The sequence below is a fragment of the Dactylosporangium sp. NPDC006015 genome, from assembly GCF_040614215.1.
GTDB lineage: Bacteria > Actinomycetota > Actinomycetes > Mycobacteriales > Micromonosporaceae > Dactylosporangium > Dactylosporangium maewongense.
Map to the genome: position 1 here is coordinate 1 of NZ_JBEXUD010000023.1, position 14,931 is coordinate 14,931.

The 14,931-nt window shown below is 72.8% G+C and carries 14 protein-coding genes; 8 read left to right on the forward strand and 6 right to left on the reverse strand.

Annotation, left to right across the window (positions count from 1 at the left end):
* On the reverse strand, nt 1-2,187 hold a 2,187-nt coding region (locus ABZ321_RS33455; RefSeq protein WP_354898804.1), incomplete at its 3' end, for an FtsX-like permease family protein.
* 159 nt (nt 2,188-2,346) lie between these two features.
* On the opposite strand from ABZ321_RS33455, the gene ABZ321_RS33460 reads away from it, so the two are divergent.
* The gene (locus ABZ321_RS33460) at nt 2,347-2,754 is read left to right on the forward strand and encodes a nitroreductase family deazaflavin-dependent oxidoreductase (protein ID WP_344505411.1); all 408 of its coding nucleotides are present in this window, start codon (nt 2,347-2,349) and stop codon (nt 2,752-2,754) included.
* On the opposite strand, the gene ABZ321_RS33465 is transcribed toward ABZ321_RS33460, so the two are convergent.
* Together ABZ321_RS33465 and ABZ321_RS33470 are read right to left on the reverse strand one after the other, a co-directional pair.
* The gene (locus tag ABZ321_RS33465) at nt 2,751-2,921 is read right to left on the reverse strand and encodes a hypothetical protein (RefSeq protein WP_344505410.1); all 171 of its coding nucleotides are present in this window, start codon (nt 2,919-2,921) and stop codon (nt 2,751-2,753) included. The two genes, ABZ321_RS33460 and ABZ321_RS33465, sit on opposite strands and share 4 nt — an antisense overlap.
* Before the next feature lie 222 nt (nt 2,922-3,143).
* Nucleotides 3,144-3,713 (reverse strand): hypothetical protein, encoded by a 570-nt coding sequence (locus tag ABZ321_RS33470; protein WP_344505408.1) that lies wholly within the window; start codon nt 3,711-3,713, stop codon nt 3,144-3,146.
* A gap of 466 nt (nt 3,714-4,179) precedes the next feature.
* Here ABZ321_RS33470 and ABZ321_RS33475 point away from each other — a divergent pair, with 466 nt between their 5' ends.
* The 4 genes from ABZ321_RS33475 to ABZ321_RS33490 all read left to right on the forward strand — a co-directional run bounded on the left by ABZ321_RS33475 (nt 4,180) and on the right by ABZ321_RS33490 (nt 8,046).
* On the forward strand, nt 4,180-5,061 hold the full coding sequence (locus ABZ321_RS33475) for an HAD family hydrolase (protein ID WP_354898808.1): 882 nt from the start codon (nt 4,180-4,182) through the stop codon (nt 5,059-5,061).
* Between the two features lie 53 nt (nt 5,062-5,114).
* The gene (locus ABZ321_RS33480; protein ID WP_354898811.1) at nt 5,115-5,723 is read left to right on the forward strand and encodes a hypothetical protein; all 609 of its coding nucleotides are present in this window, start codon (nt 5,115-5,117) and stop codon (nt 5,721-5,723) included.
* Between the two features lie 149 nt (nt 5,724-5,872).
* On the forward strand, nt 5,873-7,435 hold the full coding sequence (locus ABZ321_RS33485) for a protein kinase (protein WP_354898814.1): 1,563 nt from the start codon (nt 5,873-5,875) through the stop codon (nt 7,433-7,435).
* A 77-nt stretch (nt 7,436-7,512) separates the two neighbouring features.
* Nucleotides 7,513-8,046 carry a DUF3455 domain-containing protein gene (locus ABZ321_RS33490; RefSeq protein ID WP_354898817.1) on the forward strand — a complete coding sequence of 178 codons (534 nt, stop codon included), beginning with the start codon at nt 7,513-7,515 and terminating at the stop codon, nt 8,044-8,046.
* Nucleotides 8,047-8,160: 114 nt separating this feature from the next.
* Here the strand turns inward: ABZ321_RS33490 and ABZ321_RS33495 are convergent, their stop codons facing one another.
* Nucleotides 8,161-9,087, reverse strand: coding sequence for a LysR family transcriptional regulator (locus ABZ321_RS33495; protein WP_354898820.1), 927 nt, complete (start codon nt 9,085-9,087; stop codon nt 8,161-8,163).
* Nucleotides 9,088-9,159: 72 nt separating this feature from the next.
* On the opposite strand from ABZ321_RS33495, the gene ABZ321_RS33500 reads away from it, so the two are divergent.
* Genes ABZ321_RS33500 through def form a run of 3 tightly spaced genes read left to right on the forward strand, consistent with a single transcriptional unit; the run spans nt 9,160 to nt 11,541 of the window.
* Nucleotides 9,160-10,062, forward strand: a complete 903-nt coding sequence (locus ABZ321_RS33500) for a DMT family transporter (protein WP_354898822.1) — start codon at nt 9,160-9,162, stop codon at nt 10,060-10,062.
* Nucleotides 10,063-10,073: 11 nt separating this feature from the next.
* Nucleotides 10,074-10,997 (forward strand): DUF4240 domain-containing protein, encoded by a 924-nt coding sequence (locus tag ABZ321_RS33505; protein WP_354898825.1) that lies wholly within the window; start codon nt 10,074-10,076, stop codon nt 10,995-10,997.
* A 19-nt stretch (nt 10,998-11,016) separates the two neighbouring features.
* Complete coding sequence (def, locus tag ABZ321_RS33510; RefSeq protein ID WP_354898828.1) at nt 11,017-11,541, forward strand: peptide deformylase; 525 nt, start codon at nt 11,017-11,019, stop codon at nt 11,539-11,541.
* A gap of 51 nt (nt 11,542-11,592) precedes the next feature.
* On the opposite strand, the gene ABZ321_RS33515 is transcribed toward def, so the two are convergent.
* The gene (locus tag ABZ321_RS33515; protein ID WP_354898831.1) at nt 11,593-13,089 is read right to left on the reverse strand and encodes a S8 family serine peptidase; all 1,497 of its coding nucleotides are present in this window, start codon (nt 13,087-13,089) and stop codon (nt 11,593-11,595) included.
* A 173-nt stretch (nt 13,090-13,262) separates the two neighbouring features.
* Nucleotides 13,263-14,789 (reverse strand): sigma-70 family RNA polymerase sigma factor, encoded by a 1,527-nt coding sequence (locus ABZ321_RS33520; RefSeq protein ID WP_354898834.1) that lies wholly within the window; start codon nt 14,787-14,789, stop codon nt 13,263-13,265.
* Nucleotides 14,790-14,931 lie beyond the last annotated feature (142 nt).

Consider the following 14,931-nt stretch of genomic DNA (forward strand, 5'->3'; position numbering starts at 1 on the left):
CGCGACCGCGGGCCGCACGGCGGCGGCCGGGTCGGCGCGGGTGGCCCGCCACGCGGGTGGCAGCGCCGCCAGGAGACTCAGCAGCAGGGCCGCCGGGATCGCCAGGAGCGCGTAGCCGGCGCCGAGGTCGACGCCGAGCACGCGGGACAGCGCCAGCGCCAGGATCGTGCCCAGCAGGCCGGCGACCGCTCCCACCGCCGTCGACTCCGCCGCCACGAGCGCGAACAGGCGCCTACGGGGCCAGCCGACGCAGGCGAGCACTGCGAGCTCGGTGGACCGGCCGCGGACCGCCGCGCCGGTCGCGTTGCCGACGGCGAGGGCGCAGGCGACCAGGACGAGGATCGACAGGACCAGCGACTTGCGGTCGATCGCGGACACGATGGTGGTGGCGACGCCGAGCTTCAGCCAGTTGTCGCGGACGGCGAGGGCCGGGCGGCCGAACTTGCCGGCCGGCAGCGCCAGCGGCACGGCCGCCGCCGACGAGCCGACGGTGAGGTCGACCCGCAGCCCGGTCGCGAGGTGGATCTGGTCGGCGACGGCGCGGACCCGCTCCCGGGAGAACGCGTCCATGCCGACGGTGCCCGCGACGCGGACCCGCACCATCGAGATCGGGGCGCCGGCGTCGACGCCGTGCGCGGGGTCCAGGCTGTTGTACGGCGCCCGGTGCAGCGCCGGCAGCGCCGACAGCGTGGTGAGCAGGTGCGGCCGCTGGCCGAGCGGGCCGGCGAAGCTGGTGCCGGCGATCAGCGGCCGGTCGCCGAGCGCGGCGCGGGCCGCGTCGTCGGCGCCGGTCGGGGCGGGCACGGCGTACAGGTCGAACGGCGGCCGGGACAGGGCCGGGCCGGTGTCGACCTTCGCCGGGTCGTACACGCCGACGCCGCGCAGGAACGCGCTGGCCGTCTTGGAGTCGCCGTCCCGCCCGTGCCGGACGACGGCGCGGACGGGGTCGTCGGCGAGGCCCATCGGCAGCGGCTTGCTGTCCGGCATGCCGTGCGGGACCTTGCCCCACTCGCCGCCCGAGTAGGGCACCACGGCGGCGGAGCCGTCCGCGAGCGTCAGGGGGCTGGTGGTCCACCACTCGTTGACGACCGAGGTGCCCGCCGCCGGTGGGAAGCCGCCGGCGCCGGGAGGGTGCGCGATCGCGTCGAGCACGGCCGGGTACACGTCCTGCGCGCTGAACGCCCGCGCGCCGATCGGCGTGGACGGCTGGGTGGCGTAGTAGTCGACCGCGTTGTCCAGCCGCATGCCGGCGCCGGTCTTGTCGGCCGCGTCGCCGCCGATGCGGTCGATCTCCACGCGCACCTGCTGGTCGAGGTCGAGGCTGCCGGCGGCGAGGACCGGGATGCCCGCGGCGGTGTCGCCGGCGTTCAGGTAGCCGCCGGAGACGACGGCGCGGTCGAGGCCGTCGAGCCTGGCCTCCTGCACCGGGTCGATCGCGGCGAGCAGCAACGGGATCGGGAAGAGCACCCGCACCTGCGGCCGCGGGGTCTGCTCGATGCTGGACGTGGGGTCGCTGGACCAGCAGTGGGCCTCGGTGCGGTCGCTCACTGACAGCGCGTCGACTGTGTCGAAGTACCCGGTGATGCCTTCGCACACCGCGGTCACGCCGGCGGCGCCGTGCTCATGGACCTCCGGCGGCTTGGGCAGGGCCGAGCTGTCGTAGTTCTTGCCCTCGATCCACGGCTCTCCCGGCACGAACTCCAGGGCGTTCCTCGTCGCGTAGAGGTACTTCGGCCCGTCGGCGATGCTGGACAGGCCCCGGTCGCCGATGAAGACGGGGCGGACCCGCAGCACCTGCCGCTGCCCGCCGGCGACGTGGTCGGTGAGGTCGACGGTGATGACGGCGGTCTGCGTGACGTAGCCGGCCATCGCGACGGGCGCGGCCACGTCCACGCCGGGCAGGTCGAGGATCCGCCGCCACTGCGCCTCGGTGATGCCGCCGTAGGTGGAGGTGACCCGGTCGGTACGGACCAGCCCGTCCTCCGATGGCACGGCGGCGGGCGGGCGGACCAGGATGTCGTACGTGGGCCGGAAGTTGGCCTGCACCGTGCCGTTGACCTGGACCTGCGAGCCGCGGGACGCCGACGCCAGCAGCGCGAAGCTGGCCACGGCCACGGCGACCGCCGCGATCGTGGCGACCAGCCGGCCGCGGCGGAAGAGCAACTGAGCGCGGATCAGCGAGAACAACGGCCACCCCCGGCAGCGGATCATCCACGCAGGGACGTCCGACGCATTCAGGGCCCCCGCTCCGTGCACCGACCATCCATTGATCCGGCTCTTGTGTCAAGACGCGAAAAAACGGGTGCCCGGGGGCGGCGAGTCAGGGTCGGTGGAAGACTGATGACCATGAGCGACTGGAATGACAAGATCATTGAAGAGTTCCGCGCCAACGGCGGCAAGGTCGGGGGCAACTTCGAGGGCGCTCCGCTGCTGTTGCTGCACACGGTCGGCGCCCGCAGCGGCCAGGAGCGGGTCCACCCGATGATGTACCAGAAGGTCGACGGCGGGTACGCCGTGTTCGCCTCCTACGCCGGCGCACCCACCAACCCGGCCTGGTTCCACAACCTCGTCGCCCAGCCCCGGGTCACGGCCGAGATCGGCACCGGCACGCAGGAGCTCGTCGCCCGGGTGACCGACGGGGATGAGCGGGAGCGGATCTGGACCGCGCAGAAGGCGGCGTACCCGGGCTTCGCCGACTACGAGCTCAAGACCACGCGGCAGATCCCGGTCGTGGTCCTGGAGCCCGCCGCCTAACGCGGAAGGGAGGCGCCGGACGGCTCGCGCAGTCCTCGGTGGACGGCGAGCGCGCCGAGCAGGGTGACGGCGCCGTCCACCAGTAGCGCCAGGCGGATGCCGGACGGCAGGGTCGGGGCGGCCGCGGCGACGGCGCTCATCACCGGGATGCCGACGGTGAGCGCCACCTGCTGGGTCAGCGTGCTCAGCCCGGTGGCGAGACCCTGCTCGCCGTCGGGCAGGCCGGAGGTGGCCCGTCACCGTGTACGCGACGATCGCCGCCACGTGCCCGACGACGCCGACGGTGAAGGCGAGCATGAGCCACCCGTACATGGCCCGTGAGTCGCCGACCCGGGTCGCCGTCGGCTGCGGCGCTGCAGCTGCTGGCCCGGGCGGTCTACGGCTGAGGCTCACGCCGCGCGGAGGTGCTCCTCGGCGGCGGCGGGTGCCGTCTCGTAGATCATGAAGGTCTGCGCGTCGGCGGTCTCGCAGCGGACCCGGTTGTCGGAGATGCGGCGCAGCCACGTGTTGATGGCCCGGTCCAGGCGGTAGGCGTCGATGTTGTGCCGGCAGATGTCCAGCGAGATGACGCCGTCGTGCTGCTCGGCGTGGCGGTACATCGCCTCGATGAGCTTCACGAACATGCCGTGCTCGTGCGTGGGCACGGCAACGAACCCGCAGTACCAGATGCGCTGGTCGGCGTAGTGCACCGGCCAGCGCCGGGCGAAGTACTCCGGCGAGATCAGCGGCCAGGCGCTGAGCTGGTTGGTGTATGTGGCGAGCCCGAGCAGGACACCGTCGTCGGAGTACGCGAGCCATTTCTCGACCCGGCGGTCGGACATGACGTCGTCGAACTCCGAGCGGTACATGAGATGCCGTTGAATGGTGAGCGCGTTGAGGTGCCGGAACGCTGCCTCGTACAGCTGCCATGCCTGTTCGAGCTGCTCGTCGACGAGATCCGTGCGGACGTCGATCTTCATCTGACGCCTCCCGAGTACGTTCGGTACAGAAGGTGTGTACAGAATGTACGTACGGATCGAGAGATCGACAATCAGCGAAATTCCCGCCATAAGGGAGGCCACAACCGGGTGTGCAGGACTCCGAGTCCAGGACTCGCGGGCCGGTCCCGCCCCGGGCCCCGATCCGGACGCGGGGGAGCGGGCAACCGGACGTCCGGCGGTGCAGCGCGCAATGTGCATGTTCCGAACCTGTGCTGTATCAACGGACGCGTCGTGCGCTCCCGCAGTCGAGTCCGGTTGGCTCGAGCACCTCGATGTCGACGACAGTCGTACAGGTGGGATCGAGACTGAGCCAGATGACGTCCACCCCGTCCCGCTCCAGCAGAGCAAGGTAAGGTCCAGCCGCCCCGGGCGGCGCGGTCAACAGGTTGGTGCAAGCGTACGGCGAGAGTCGATCAGCCCCTGGCGGTCCTGCTAAGGTCCGCACATGTCAGGGCGGGGGCAGCGGCACCACCGGGAGCTGCTGGTCTCCGACCTTGACGGAACGCTTCTTCGACCAGACGCGACGTTGAGTGCGTTCACGATCAGCGTGATCAACGAGTACATCGCCGATGGCGGACTGTTCACCTACGCGACAGCCCGGTCCTACACCTCTGCCGCGCGCGTGACCGCGCCGTTGCGGCTGCGGCTTCCGGTTCTGACGTACGGCGGCGCGGTCGTCGTGGACCCGGCGACCGGCCAGGCCCGTCAGGCGCAGTTCCTGCCGGTCGCGTTGGTGGAGGAGGTGTTTCGTCGTACCGAGGGTTCACGGCTCGTGCAGCCGATTGTCTTCGCCATTCGGGAGGGCAGGGACCGTGCGTGCTGGCTGGCCGACCGGATCACACCTGGGGTGGCGGATTATCTGCGCACCCGAGCCGGCGACCCGCGGCTGCTGGCCCTTTCCAGCTGGTCGGGCATCGATGCGGCATCGGTGTTCTACATCTCCTTGATCGGCGACCGGCAGCTGTTGCACGAGTTCTTCGAGCAACTCGCCGACCTTCCCGGCGGCTGCCACTTCGTCCTCGCCGAGGACATCTACTCGGCCGGGCAATGGTGGCTGGAGCTGACCTCGAGCAGCAAGGCCGCCGCGGTTGCCGCGTTGAAGGCCGAAGTAGCGGCAGAAACGGTGACATGCTTCGGTGATCAGCTCAACGACCTGCCGATGTTCGCGGTCGCCGACACGGCGCTGGCGGTCGCGAACGCCGCGGCCGAGGTCCGCGCGGCCGCCACACAGGTGATCGGCACCAACACCGACGACGGCGTGGCCCGCTGGATCGCCGCGCCCGCGACTTCAGGCCGAGGTGCCGCCGAAGCCCGACAGCACCACTGAGGGCGCCATGGGTATCGTCGCGGCGACCCGGGGCAGGCGAAAGGTGAGATGCATTGCTTGGCGCATCGAGGGTTCCGCTCGTTGACATTGTTGGCGCCTGGGACATACCGGCCTGGCAGAAGGTTCCGGAAACCATCTGCTCGGCTCTCGAACGAGGATTCTTCCAGCTTCCTGGTTCTGGAGTTTCTGCGACTGTGACCTTTCCTGGTGAGGGTGAGCACTATTATCTTGGCGAGCAAACCAGATTGCCGGGGTGGATCATATTCGCAATCTTTGGTGTCGCGACCGGCACCGGTATCGTGCGTCACGCTAAGGTGTACAACCCACTATATGGACGGCAGGGTGAGGTCCAACTCCTCCCCCCGACCTTCGTCAATAGCACCGTGTCAAGTTTCGCTGCTTGTCTGGACGAGAGTGTTGCACTCAGCAGCAGGCTTGATGAGATACGCAATGTTCCCCTCGCTGAGTGGGACGAGGATGCTGGGTGTGCACGCGAGGTAGACGCGTTGACCGGCAGTACCCGGCGCATACTCGAACTGGACTCAAGGGCGTTCGAAGATTGGCGAAACTTCTGGTATCTCGAGATCGGAACTCTGTGGGATGAGCAGATGAGTGGCGGACTCGAACGCTTCGAAGCAATTGTTGCGAACTCGTCTCCGTAGATGTGCGCAGCAACCTGTCCGGTCCGGTGGCGGGCTCCCCGCAGCGACCGTGGCCGGGCCGCCGATCCCAGGCCTCGTCCTGGCCTTTATCGAACAGTGATGTTTGCATCTGGCTCGATGGGGGAATCGAGGCGCAGGTGCAAGGGCGGGTGTTGGGTGGGCGGTACCACCTCGACGAGGTGCTGGGCGTGGGTGGCATGTCGACGGTGTGGCGTGCCCACGACCTGGTGCTCGGGCGGGACGTCGCGGTCAAGGTGTTGTCGGGGCGGCACGCCGGTGATGCCAGCTCGCGGCGGCAGATCCGGGTCGAGGCCCGCGCCGCCGCCGGGCTGGCGCACCCGAACGTCGCCCAGGTCCACGACTTCGGCGAGACCGTCGAGGAAGGGCAGCGCACGCCGTACATCGTGATGGAGCTGGTGCCCGGACCGACGCTGCACCAGCGCTTCGCCGGCGCGCCGCTCCCGCCGCCGCTGGTGTTCCGGATCTGTGCCGAGGTGGCCGCGGGGCTCGCCGCCGCGCACGCCGACGGTCTCGTGCACCGCGACGTCAAGCCTGCCAACGTGATCCTCGCCCCGACTGGGGCGAAGGTCGTGGACTTCGGCATCGCGGCCGGGTTCGGCGCCGTTGAGGACGACGACCTGCTCGGCACGCCGGAGTACCTGGCGCCGGAGCGGATGACCGAGGACGCCGTCACGCCCGCGTCCGACGTCTACAGTCTCGGTGTCCTGCTGTACCGGCTGCTGGCGGGCCACCTGCCGTGGACCGCGTCCGGGTCGGCCGGCCTGCTCGAGGCGCACCTGCTCACGCCGCCGGCGGCGCTGCCGGCGTTACCGGGCGTGCCTTCGGCGCTCGCGCGGCTGTGCGAACGGTGCCTGGCAAAGGATCCGGCGGACCGGCCGACCGCGGCGGAGGTGGCCGCCATCCTTGCGGCAGCCGCAGTGTCCACGCCGGCCGGCGCGTTCGGCGCGGCCTTTCCCTACGCCGCTGGTGACGAGCCGGCCATTGCGGCGTCTGTACGCGCACCCGCCGCGACCGGTGGTGCCACAGCGGTCGTGCCCGGTGGCACCACGGCAGGCGCTGCTGGTGGTGCCGCGGTCGGTGCTGGTGCGGCGGGCGGTGGTGGGTGGCGCCGGACGCGGCTCGCCGCCGGGCTGGCCGGGGCGACGGCCGCTGGGCTGCTCGTCTGGCTGGTGCTGCCGGCACCCGACCCCATCTCGACGGCTCCCGCGCAGGCGGATCCCGGTGTCCAGAACCCGGCAGCGCTTGCGGGGTCGGCGCCGGCGGGTCAGCCGTCCGCCGGGACCGTTCCCACAACTCCCGGGGCGTCCGGCAACCCTGGCACATCGGGGGCATCGGCGGCGTCCGGCCCGTCGGCACGGCCGGTCGGCGGCACCGGGTCGGGTGTCCCGTCGTCGCCAGGCAGCGTTGCGCCGGCGAGCGTGACTCCGACGAGCGCGGCGCCGCCGCCCGGCCCCGGCGCGGCGGAGACGTTCGCATCCGAAGGAGGGACCGTCCGGGCCCGGTGCGCCTCGCCGGGCGTCGCGGAGCTGCTCTCGTGGGCGCCGGTGGCCCCGTACCGGACGGACTGGGTGAGCGCGGGCCCGGCCGCCGCCGCGACGGTCACGTTCGTGCACGGCAACCGGACCGTCGGCATGACCGTCACGTGCGGCGGCCTGGACCTCAGCTCCGGGACCACCACGACCCGCGGCTGACGTTTCAGCACGCTTTCAGCGCCCACCGGCACGGTTTCCTCACCAGCCTTCCGAACTCGGGATCGAGGAAACGACTCATGAAGATGCGCAACCTTGCCGTCGTCGCGGCCGCGGCGGCCGTCCTGCTCGGCACCGCCGGGGCGCAGGCGTCCGCCGGGGCACAGGCGTCCGGCCCGGAGGTGCCCGACGCGGTGCGGGTGCCGGCCGGCAACGTGCTCGTCGCGGCGTTCCTGGCGCGTGGCGTGCAGGTGTACCAGTGCACGGGCGGCGCCTGGTCGTTCGTCGAGCCGGCCGCGCACCTCGCCGGCTGGGCGAAGCGGCCCGGCAGCCTCGCCACGGCCGTGCACTTCCGCGGCCCGACGTGGGAGTCCACAGAGGACGGTTCGCTGGTGGAGGCGAAGGCCGTCGCGTCGGCGCCGGTGCCCGGGTCGATCCCGCAGCTGCTGCTGCAGGCGACCCGCACCCGCGGCGACGGGGTCTTCGGCGCCATCAGCTACATCCAGCGCCTGTCGACCCGCGGCGGCACCGCCCCGGCCGGCACCTGCACCGACGGCGCGACGACCGGCGTCCCGTACACCGCCGACTACCGCTTCTACCAGCCGGCCAGCTGAAGCACCGCTGAGCGCGCCGCCGTGCGCCGCCCGCCGTCGACGCGGGCGGCGCACGCGGGCGTCAGCGCGGGCGGGTGGGGGTCGCGTCGCGGATGACGGTGCCGTCGGCCAGGGTCAGGTCGAAGCCGCTGTCACGCGGGCCGCGAGGTCCTGCACGGCCGCGTGGAACGCCGTCAGCGCGGGCGCCGGCGGGGTGTCGCGGGTGACGGTGACCAGGCGGCGCCGCAGCGTCGACTCGGCGAGGTCGCGGACGGCGAGCGCCGGGTCGCCGGGCGGCAGGGCGAGCGGCGGCATCAGGGCGACCGCGGCGCCGACCCGGACGAGCTCCAGCTGCACGTCGGCGTCGTTGGAGCGGTGCCGCACGTCGGGCTCGTAGCCGCCGAGCGCCCGGCACGTGCCCTGGACCATCGCGTGGTGCCCGGTGCCTTCGGCGGACGCGGTCCACACGTCGTCGCGCAGCCCGGCGATCGCGACCGGGCCGCCGCCGCCGGCCAGGGGATGCGCGGCCGGGAGCACCACCCGCAGCGGCTCCTCGAGCAGGACCGCGAAGCGCATCCCGGCCGGGCGTGGCCGTGGATGGCCGTCGTACTCGTCGCCGATCACCAGGTCCACCGTGCCGAGCCGCAGGCCGGGCAGCGCCTGCTCGAGCTCCAGCTCGAAGATCTCCACCCGCACCCCCGGCCGTTCGGCCCGCATCCGGGCGACGGCGGGCACCAGCAGCCGCCGCGCCGCGGACTGCAGGCCGCCGGCGCGGACGGTGCCGCGGATGTCGCCGCCGAGCGCGGCCAGGTCGGCCTCCGCCGCCTCGGCGGCCGACAGCAGCACCCGCGCGTGCCCGGCGAGGAGGCGGCCGGCGTCGTTGAGCCGCACCCCGCGGCCGGCCTTCTCCAGCAGCGGGGTGCCGACGTCCTTCTCCAGCAGCGTCAGCTGCTGCGAGACCGTCGACGGGCTGTAGCCCAGCGCGGCGGCGACCGCGGCGAGGGTGCCGCGCTCCTCGAACTCGCGCAGGAACCGCAGCCGGCGCAGATCCAGCGCGACCATGCGGGAATCCTAACGAATCAGCACCGGGAATCATTGCTAGACCTGCACGGTTTCATGGTCAACGCTCGACGCATGGGTCCGGCACTGTGTCTCGTCTCCGCGGCGTGCTTCGGCGCGCTCGCGATCTTCGGCAAGTTCGCCTACGACGCGGGCGTCTCGCCCGGGGCGCTGCTGCTGGTCCGCTTCGTCCTCGCCGCCGCGCTGCTGTGGCTCGTCCTGCTGCTGCGCCCCGAGCTGCGCGGCGGCGCGTCGTCGCGGCGCGCCGTCGGCACCGCCCTCGGACTCGGCGCGATCGGCTACGCCGCCCAGGCGAGCCTGTTCTTCGCGGCGCTGCGCCTCATGGACGCCTCGCTGCTGTCGCTGATCCTGTACACGTTCCCGGTCCTGGTGACCGTCGCGGCGGTCCTGCTCGGCCGCGACCGCCTCACCCCTCGCCGCGGTGCGGCCCTCGTCGCCGCGTCGGCCGGCACGCTGTTGGTCCTGCTCGGCACCGGCAGCGTGAGCTTCCACCCGCTCGGCGCGCTGCTCGGCTTCGGCTCCGCGGTCGTCTACACCGTCTACATCCTGGTCGCCGACACGGTCGTGCACAGCATGCCGCCGGTGCTGCTGTCCGCGCTGGTGATGACGGGCGCCGCCGGTACCCTCGCCGCCAACGCCATGCTGAACGGCGGTGTCGGCCTGAGTTTCGCCCCGGTGGGTTGGCTGTGGCTGGGCTGCATCGCGGTCGTCTCGACGGTCGCGGCCATGCTGACGTTCTTCGCCGGCCTCCAGCGCACCGGCCCGTCCACCGCCGCGATCCTGTCCACGTTCGAGCCGGTCGTCACGACCGCCCTCGCCGCCGTCCTCCTCGGCGAGTCCCTGACCCCGGTCCAGCTCACCGGCGCCGCCCTCGTGCTCGCCTCCGCCGTCGTCCTGCAGACGGCGGCTCGCAGGGAACCCGCCGTTTTGCCCGTCGCCGCAACGGTGGCGGACTAACTTGGGCGGTGATGAACAGCGACGACTTCTGGCGGCTGATCGACGGCGTCCTCGACCTGCCGTTCGGCGCGCGGGCGGCCCGGCTGGTGGACCTGCTCGCCGCGCGGGCGGAGGGCGACATCACCGGCTTCGAGGACCGCCTCGCCGAGGCGCTGCACCGGCTGGACACGCCGGCGCACGCCGTGGCGCACGGTGACGCGTTCCTGTACATCCGCTGCGCCGCGGTGCTGTCCGGATCGCGGGCGCACCAACGCATCGTCGAGGACCCGCGGTCGCTGCTCGCCCTGGCCGACGTCGAGGCGGAGGAGCTGCTGTTCGTGGCGTCCACGGCGTACGAGCGGGCGACGGACCGGCCCTGGGAGCATCGGGCGCCGGTGAGCTACGAGAGCGGCACCAGCGCCGCGTGGGGCCGGCCGGTCGAGGACGGCACGGATGAGTGGCAGCCGGCGTGGCTGAGCTGGTCCGGTGGCTACGGCCTCGGCGTCCAGATGTCTCCGGAGTACGAGCTGACGCGGCTGCACCTGGTCGAGGCGCTGGACGCGACCGAGGAGTGGCGGCAGTGGTGGAGCGCCGCGCCGGCACCGCAGGCCGACGTCACGTTCGTCATCGACCCGGGCATGCCGGAGCAGACGAAGGTCCGGAAGGGGCGCAAGGTCGTGCGGGCCGAGGTGATCCGCGACCGGCACGGGTTCGCCAGTGCCCCCGCCGCCACGGAGCCGGAGAAGGCCCGCGACGACCTGGTCGCGGTGCTGACCATCACCACGGAGCAGCTCCGGATGCCGGCGATGCCGCAGTTCCCGCCGATGCCTGTGCTGTCCGAGGAGGAGCTGCGCAACCAGCGCCAGGGTCACGAGGAGTCCGCCGCGATCGATCGCATGGCCGCCGAATTGGTGGCCCGTCACCTCGGCCAAGGCGTGTGGGGCGCCATGCCCTGACGGTATTTAGAATGCGACGATGCCGATCACCCGGGGCGCGGCCCGCCCGATCACCTACTACGGCACGCCGGTGCTGCACCGCCGGTGTGCCGACGTCACCGCCTTCGACGAGCCGCTCGCCGCGCTGATCGACGACATGTTCGCCTCCATGTACGCGGCGGCGGGTGTCGGCCTCGCCGCCAACCAGATCGGCGTGGACCTGCGGGTGTTCGTCTACGACTGCCCGGACGACGACGGCGTCCGCCATGTCGGGCACGTCGTCAACCCGGTGCTGCAGGAGGCGTCCGCGCTCGCCGGGACGGCCACCGACACCGAGGGCTGCCTGTCGGTGCCAGGGCCCCGCGCGGAGGTGCCGCGGGCCGCGGTCGCGACTGTGACGGGCTTCGACCGGAACGGCGCGCCGATCACGGTGACCGGCACCGGGTTCTTCGCCCGGTGCCTGCAGCACGAGTGCGACCACCTCGACGGCACCGTGTACGTCGACCGGCTCCCGGCGCAGCGGCGCGAGCGGCTGCTGCGGGAGGCCGGGCTGCTCGGCTCGTGACGAAAGGGCGGGCCCGGCACATGCCGGGCCCGCCCCCTCACGACGGACTGGTCAGGACCAGGTGCCGCCGGCCCAGCCGTCGCTGGACCAGGTGCGGCCCGACCAGGTGCCCGCCGACCACGTCCGGCCGGACCAGGTGCGGCCGGACCACGCGGGGTCGCTCCAGCCGGCGGTGGCGCTGCCGGCCCACGGCGCGGCGGCCCACGTCGCCGACGCCCACGTCCGGGACGCCCAGGACGTGCCGGTCCAGTCGTTGCCGGCGATCTGGTAGCCCAGCCACGAGCCGCCGGACCAGGACGGCGTGGTCGACTTGGCCCACTGGGCGCCGTTGAACGAGCCCCAGATGGTGCGCTCGCCGGTGAGTTTCACGCCGTCGAGGGTGAGGCTGCTGGTGCCGCGTGAGCCCTGGAGCGAGCCGGTGCCGCTGGACAGTTGCAGCGCCGGCGCGGTGACGGTCGTGCCGGTGCGGGCGAGCGCGCCGTTGACGTTGAGCGTTGCCAGGCCGAGGGTCTTCGCCGTGCCGGTGCCGAGCGCGGTGGCGCCCTTGACCATCCAGTCCTTGACCTGGTTGGGGGTGGCGGCCGGCTTCGCCTGCAGCACCAGCGCGGCGGCCGCGGTGACGACGGCGGTGGCCTGCGAGGTGCCGCTGCCCTTGAACAGGGTCTCGCCGACCCGCGCCGACGGGTAGAGGTTGTCGACGTTGGAGCCGGGGACGCGCAGCGACGCGATCGACGTGCCCGGGGCGAGCAGGTCCACCTGACCGGCGACGCCGGCGGTGGTGGTCGAGGCCAGGTTGGTGAAGGTGGCCAGGGTGTCGTCGGTCGTGGCGATGGTGCCGTTGGTGGCGGTGGCGCCGACGGCGAGGACCCAGTCGTCGACGGCCGGGTTGGTCAGCGTGCTGGCGGCGTTGCCGTTGTTGCCGGCCGCGGCGACCACGACGATGCCGGCCTGCCACGCCTTCTCCACCGCGAACTGCAGCGGGTCGGTCCACGACTGCCCTGAGCCGCCCGAGCCGTAGGACAGGTTCAGCACCCTGATCGGGTTGGCGGCGTCGTCGTTGCGGTGCGCCACGACCCAGTCGATCGCGGCGATCATCTGCGACACGTCGACGGCACCGGTCGACGTGCCGATCTTCAGCGAGGTCAGCTTGACGCCGGGGGCGATGCCCTTGGTACCGGTGGCGGTGTCGTTGCCGACGATGATGCCGGCCATGTGCGTGCCGTGGCCGTAGGTGTCCAGGTACCGCAGGTTCGCGGCCTGCGACTCGAACGACAGGTCCGGGCCGTTGACGATCTGCGCCGCGGGCAGCCCGGGCACCGACGCGACACCCGTGTCGATCAGGGCCACGCCGACGCCCTTGCCGGTCAGTGTCGCCGCGGTGCCGGTGTCGGCGCCGATGGCCGACCGCACCTGCGCCAGGGTGGTCGCCGACGCGGCCGTGTCCGCGGCCTTGACGGCCGCATGCGCCTGCCCCGCGGCGAGCGCGACCGCGGCCGGCGCCAGCAGCGCGCCCGCCGCGGCGGCCCGCAGTCTCTTGGCGATGTTCACGGTTGGGAGCTCCGTCCTTGGAGGTGATCTCTTCGACCTCCCAACCATGACCGTCTTCGGTTGCGGCTCCACCGGGCGCGGCGACGAACTGTCCGGCCACCCGACACGAACTGCCCACCCGGTGTCCGCCGGTCGGTTCGACGCTCACCGATCAGCAACCGGACCGCACCGCTTCAGAGTGCGGGCCGGATGCGGAAGGAGCACTCGACCCGGAACGCGGCGCTGCCGTCGTCCTGGTCGACCCAGAGCTGCTCGCCGCGGTGGTGCAGGAACCAGCCGGGGTAGATCTGCGCGTCCAGCACGACCGTGCCCTCCGTCGCACCGGCGCGGGCGCAGAACGTGGCGTCACCGCGGAACAGCGGCGTGCCCTCGTCCCGGCTGAGCTGGAACCGCCACGACGCGTGCCGCAGGAACCGGCCGTCGTCGGCGCGGAACGTGAAGCATGCCGGGTCGGCCAGCCCGGCGAGCACCGTGAACGTCGCGTGGCGCCGTTGCACGGCGTCGCCGTCCGCCGGGACCGCCGCGAGCACGCCGAGGCCGTCGACGGTCGTGACGAACAGCCCGGGCTCGTGGGCCGACTCGATCGACACGGTCCGCCCGGGCACCAGGGTCGCGGTGCGCGCCGGCGGCGAGCCGGTGGCGGCGGTGGTCGCCGGCGGTTTCGACGCCGGCCCGGCGGGGGTGGCGGTGGTTGTGGCGGTGGTCGCGGCGGGCGGCACCCGGACCGCCGCCGTCGTCGCTGTCTGCAGCCCCTGGGACGGCGGTGGGTCCGCGGGCAGGGTGGCCACGGTGACGGCGGCGCCGGCGGCGACGGCGACGGCCACGGTCGCGGCGAGGGGGTGCGCCGCGAGGATCTGGGCGAGGTGACCGAACACCCCGGCCTGGACGGTCGCGCCGAGGGTGGCCTTGCCGATCAGGCCCGAGCTGAGCGTGGCCGGGACCGGCAGCAGCGCGAACCCGGGCAGCAGCCGGTCCGCGCTGATCAGCCCCTCGGCGGCGGGAGCACAGACCCGGCAGGTGCGCACGTGCCGGGCGAGGCGCTTGCGCCACAGCGGTCCCGGCGTGCCGTCCCAGCCGGCGACGAGCGCGTCGAGGTCTGGGCACCTGGGCGTGGCGTCCAGTGCGGCCACGATCTCGCGGCTCAGGTCGAGCTGGTGGCGCATGCGCTGGACGCGGACGGCGGCATGGGCGACGCTGACGCCCAGCGCCCCGGCCAGCTCGGTGCGGCTGAGCACGCCGGCATGCTCCAGCCACCACAGCGGCAGCATCGCGCGGTCGGCGGGGTCGAGCCACCGGGCGGCCCGCCTGACCTGGCGGCGCTGGCCGGACAGCTCCAGGCGCAGCCCGGTGACGTCCTCGACCTCGGCGCCCGCGTCCGGCACGTCGGCCGCCTCGTCCAGCGGGGCCGTCCGCCGCGCGGCGGTGCTGCGGCGGTGCAGGTGGGTGCTCACCTGATGGACCGCGATCGCCGCCAGCCAGGCCCGGAAGCTCTCCGGCTGGTGCAGTGCCGGCAGCCGCCGCACGGCCCGCAGCATGGTGTCCTGCACGACGTCGTCGACGTCGGCGTGCCCGTCCAGCGCGCGGCGGACGATCGTGTAGACCAGCGGCAGGCCGGCGGTGACGAGCCCGTCGACGGCCCGCCGGTCACCGGCCTGGGCCGCCAGCACGAGGTCCGTTTCGTTCACGTCGGTGGTTCGCATCGTCACATCGCAGTCACAGCATTCACCGTGCAGCCGCCCAGCATGGTCGTTGACTGTCACCGACAACCGGCCGCCGCGTCAAGCATCCGGCGGGTGCGACCATGTGCTCCTGCCGTGCATAACACAAATCCGTCGGCTTTTT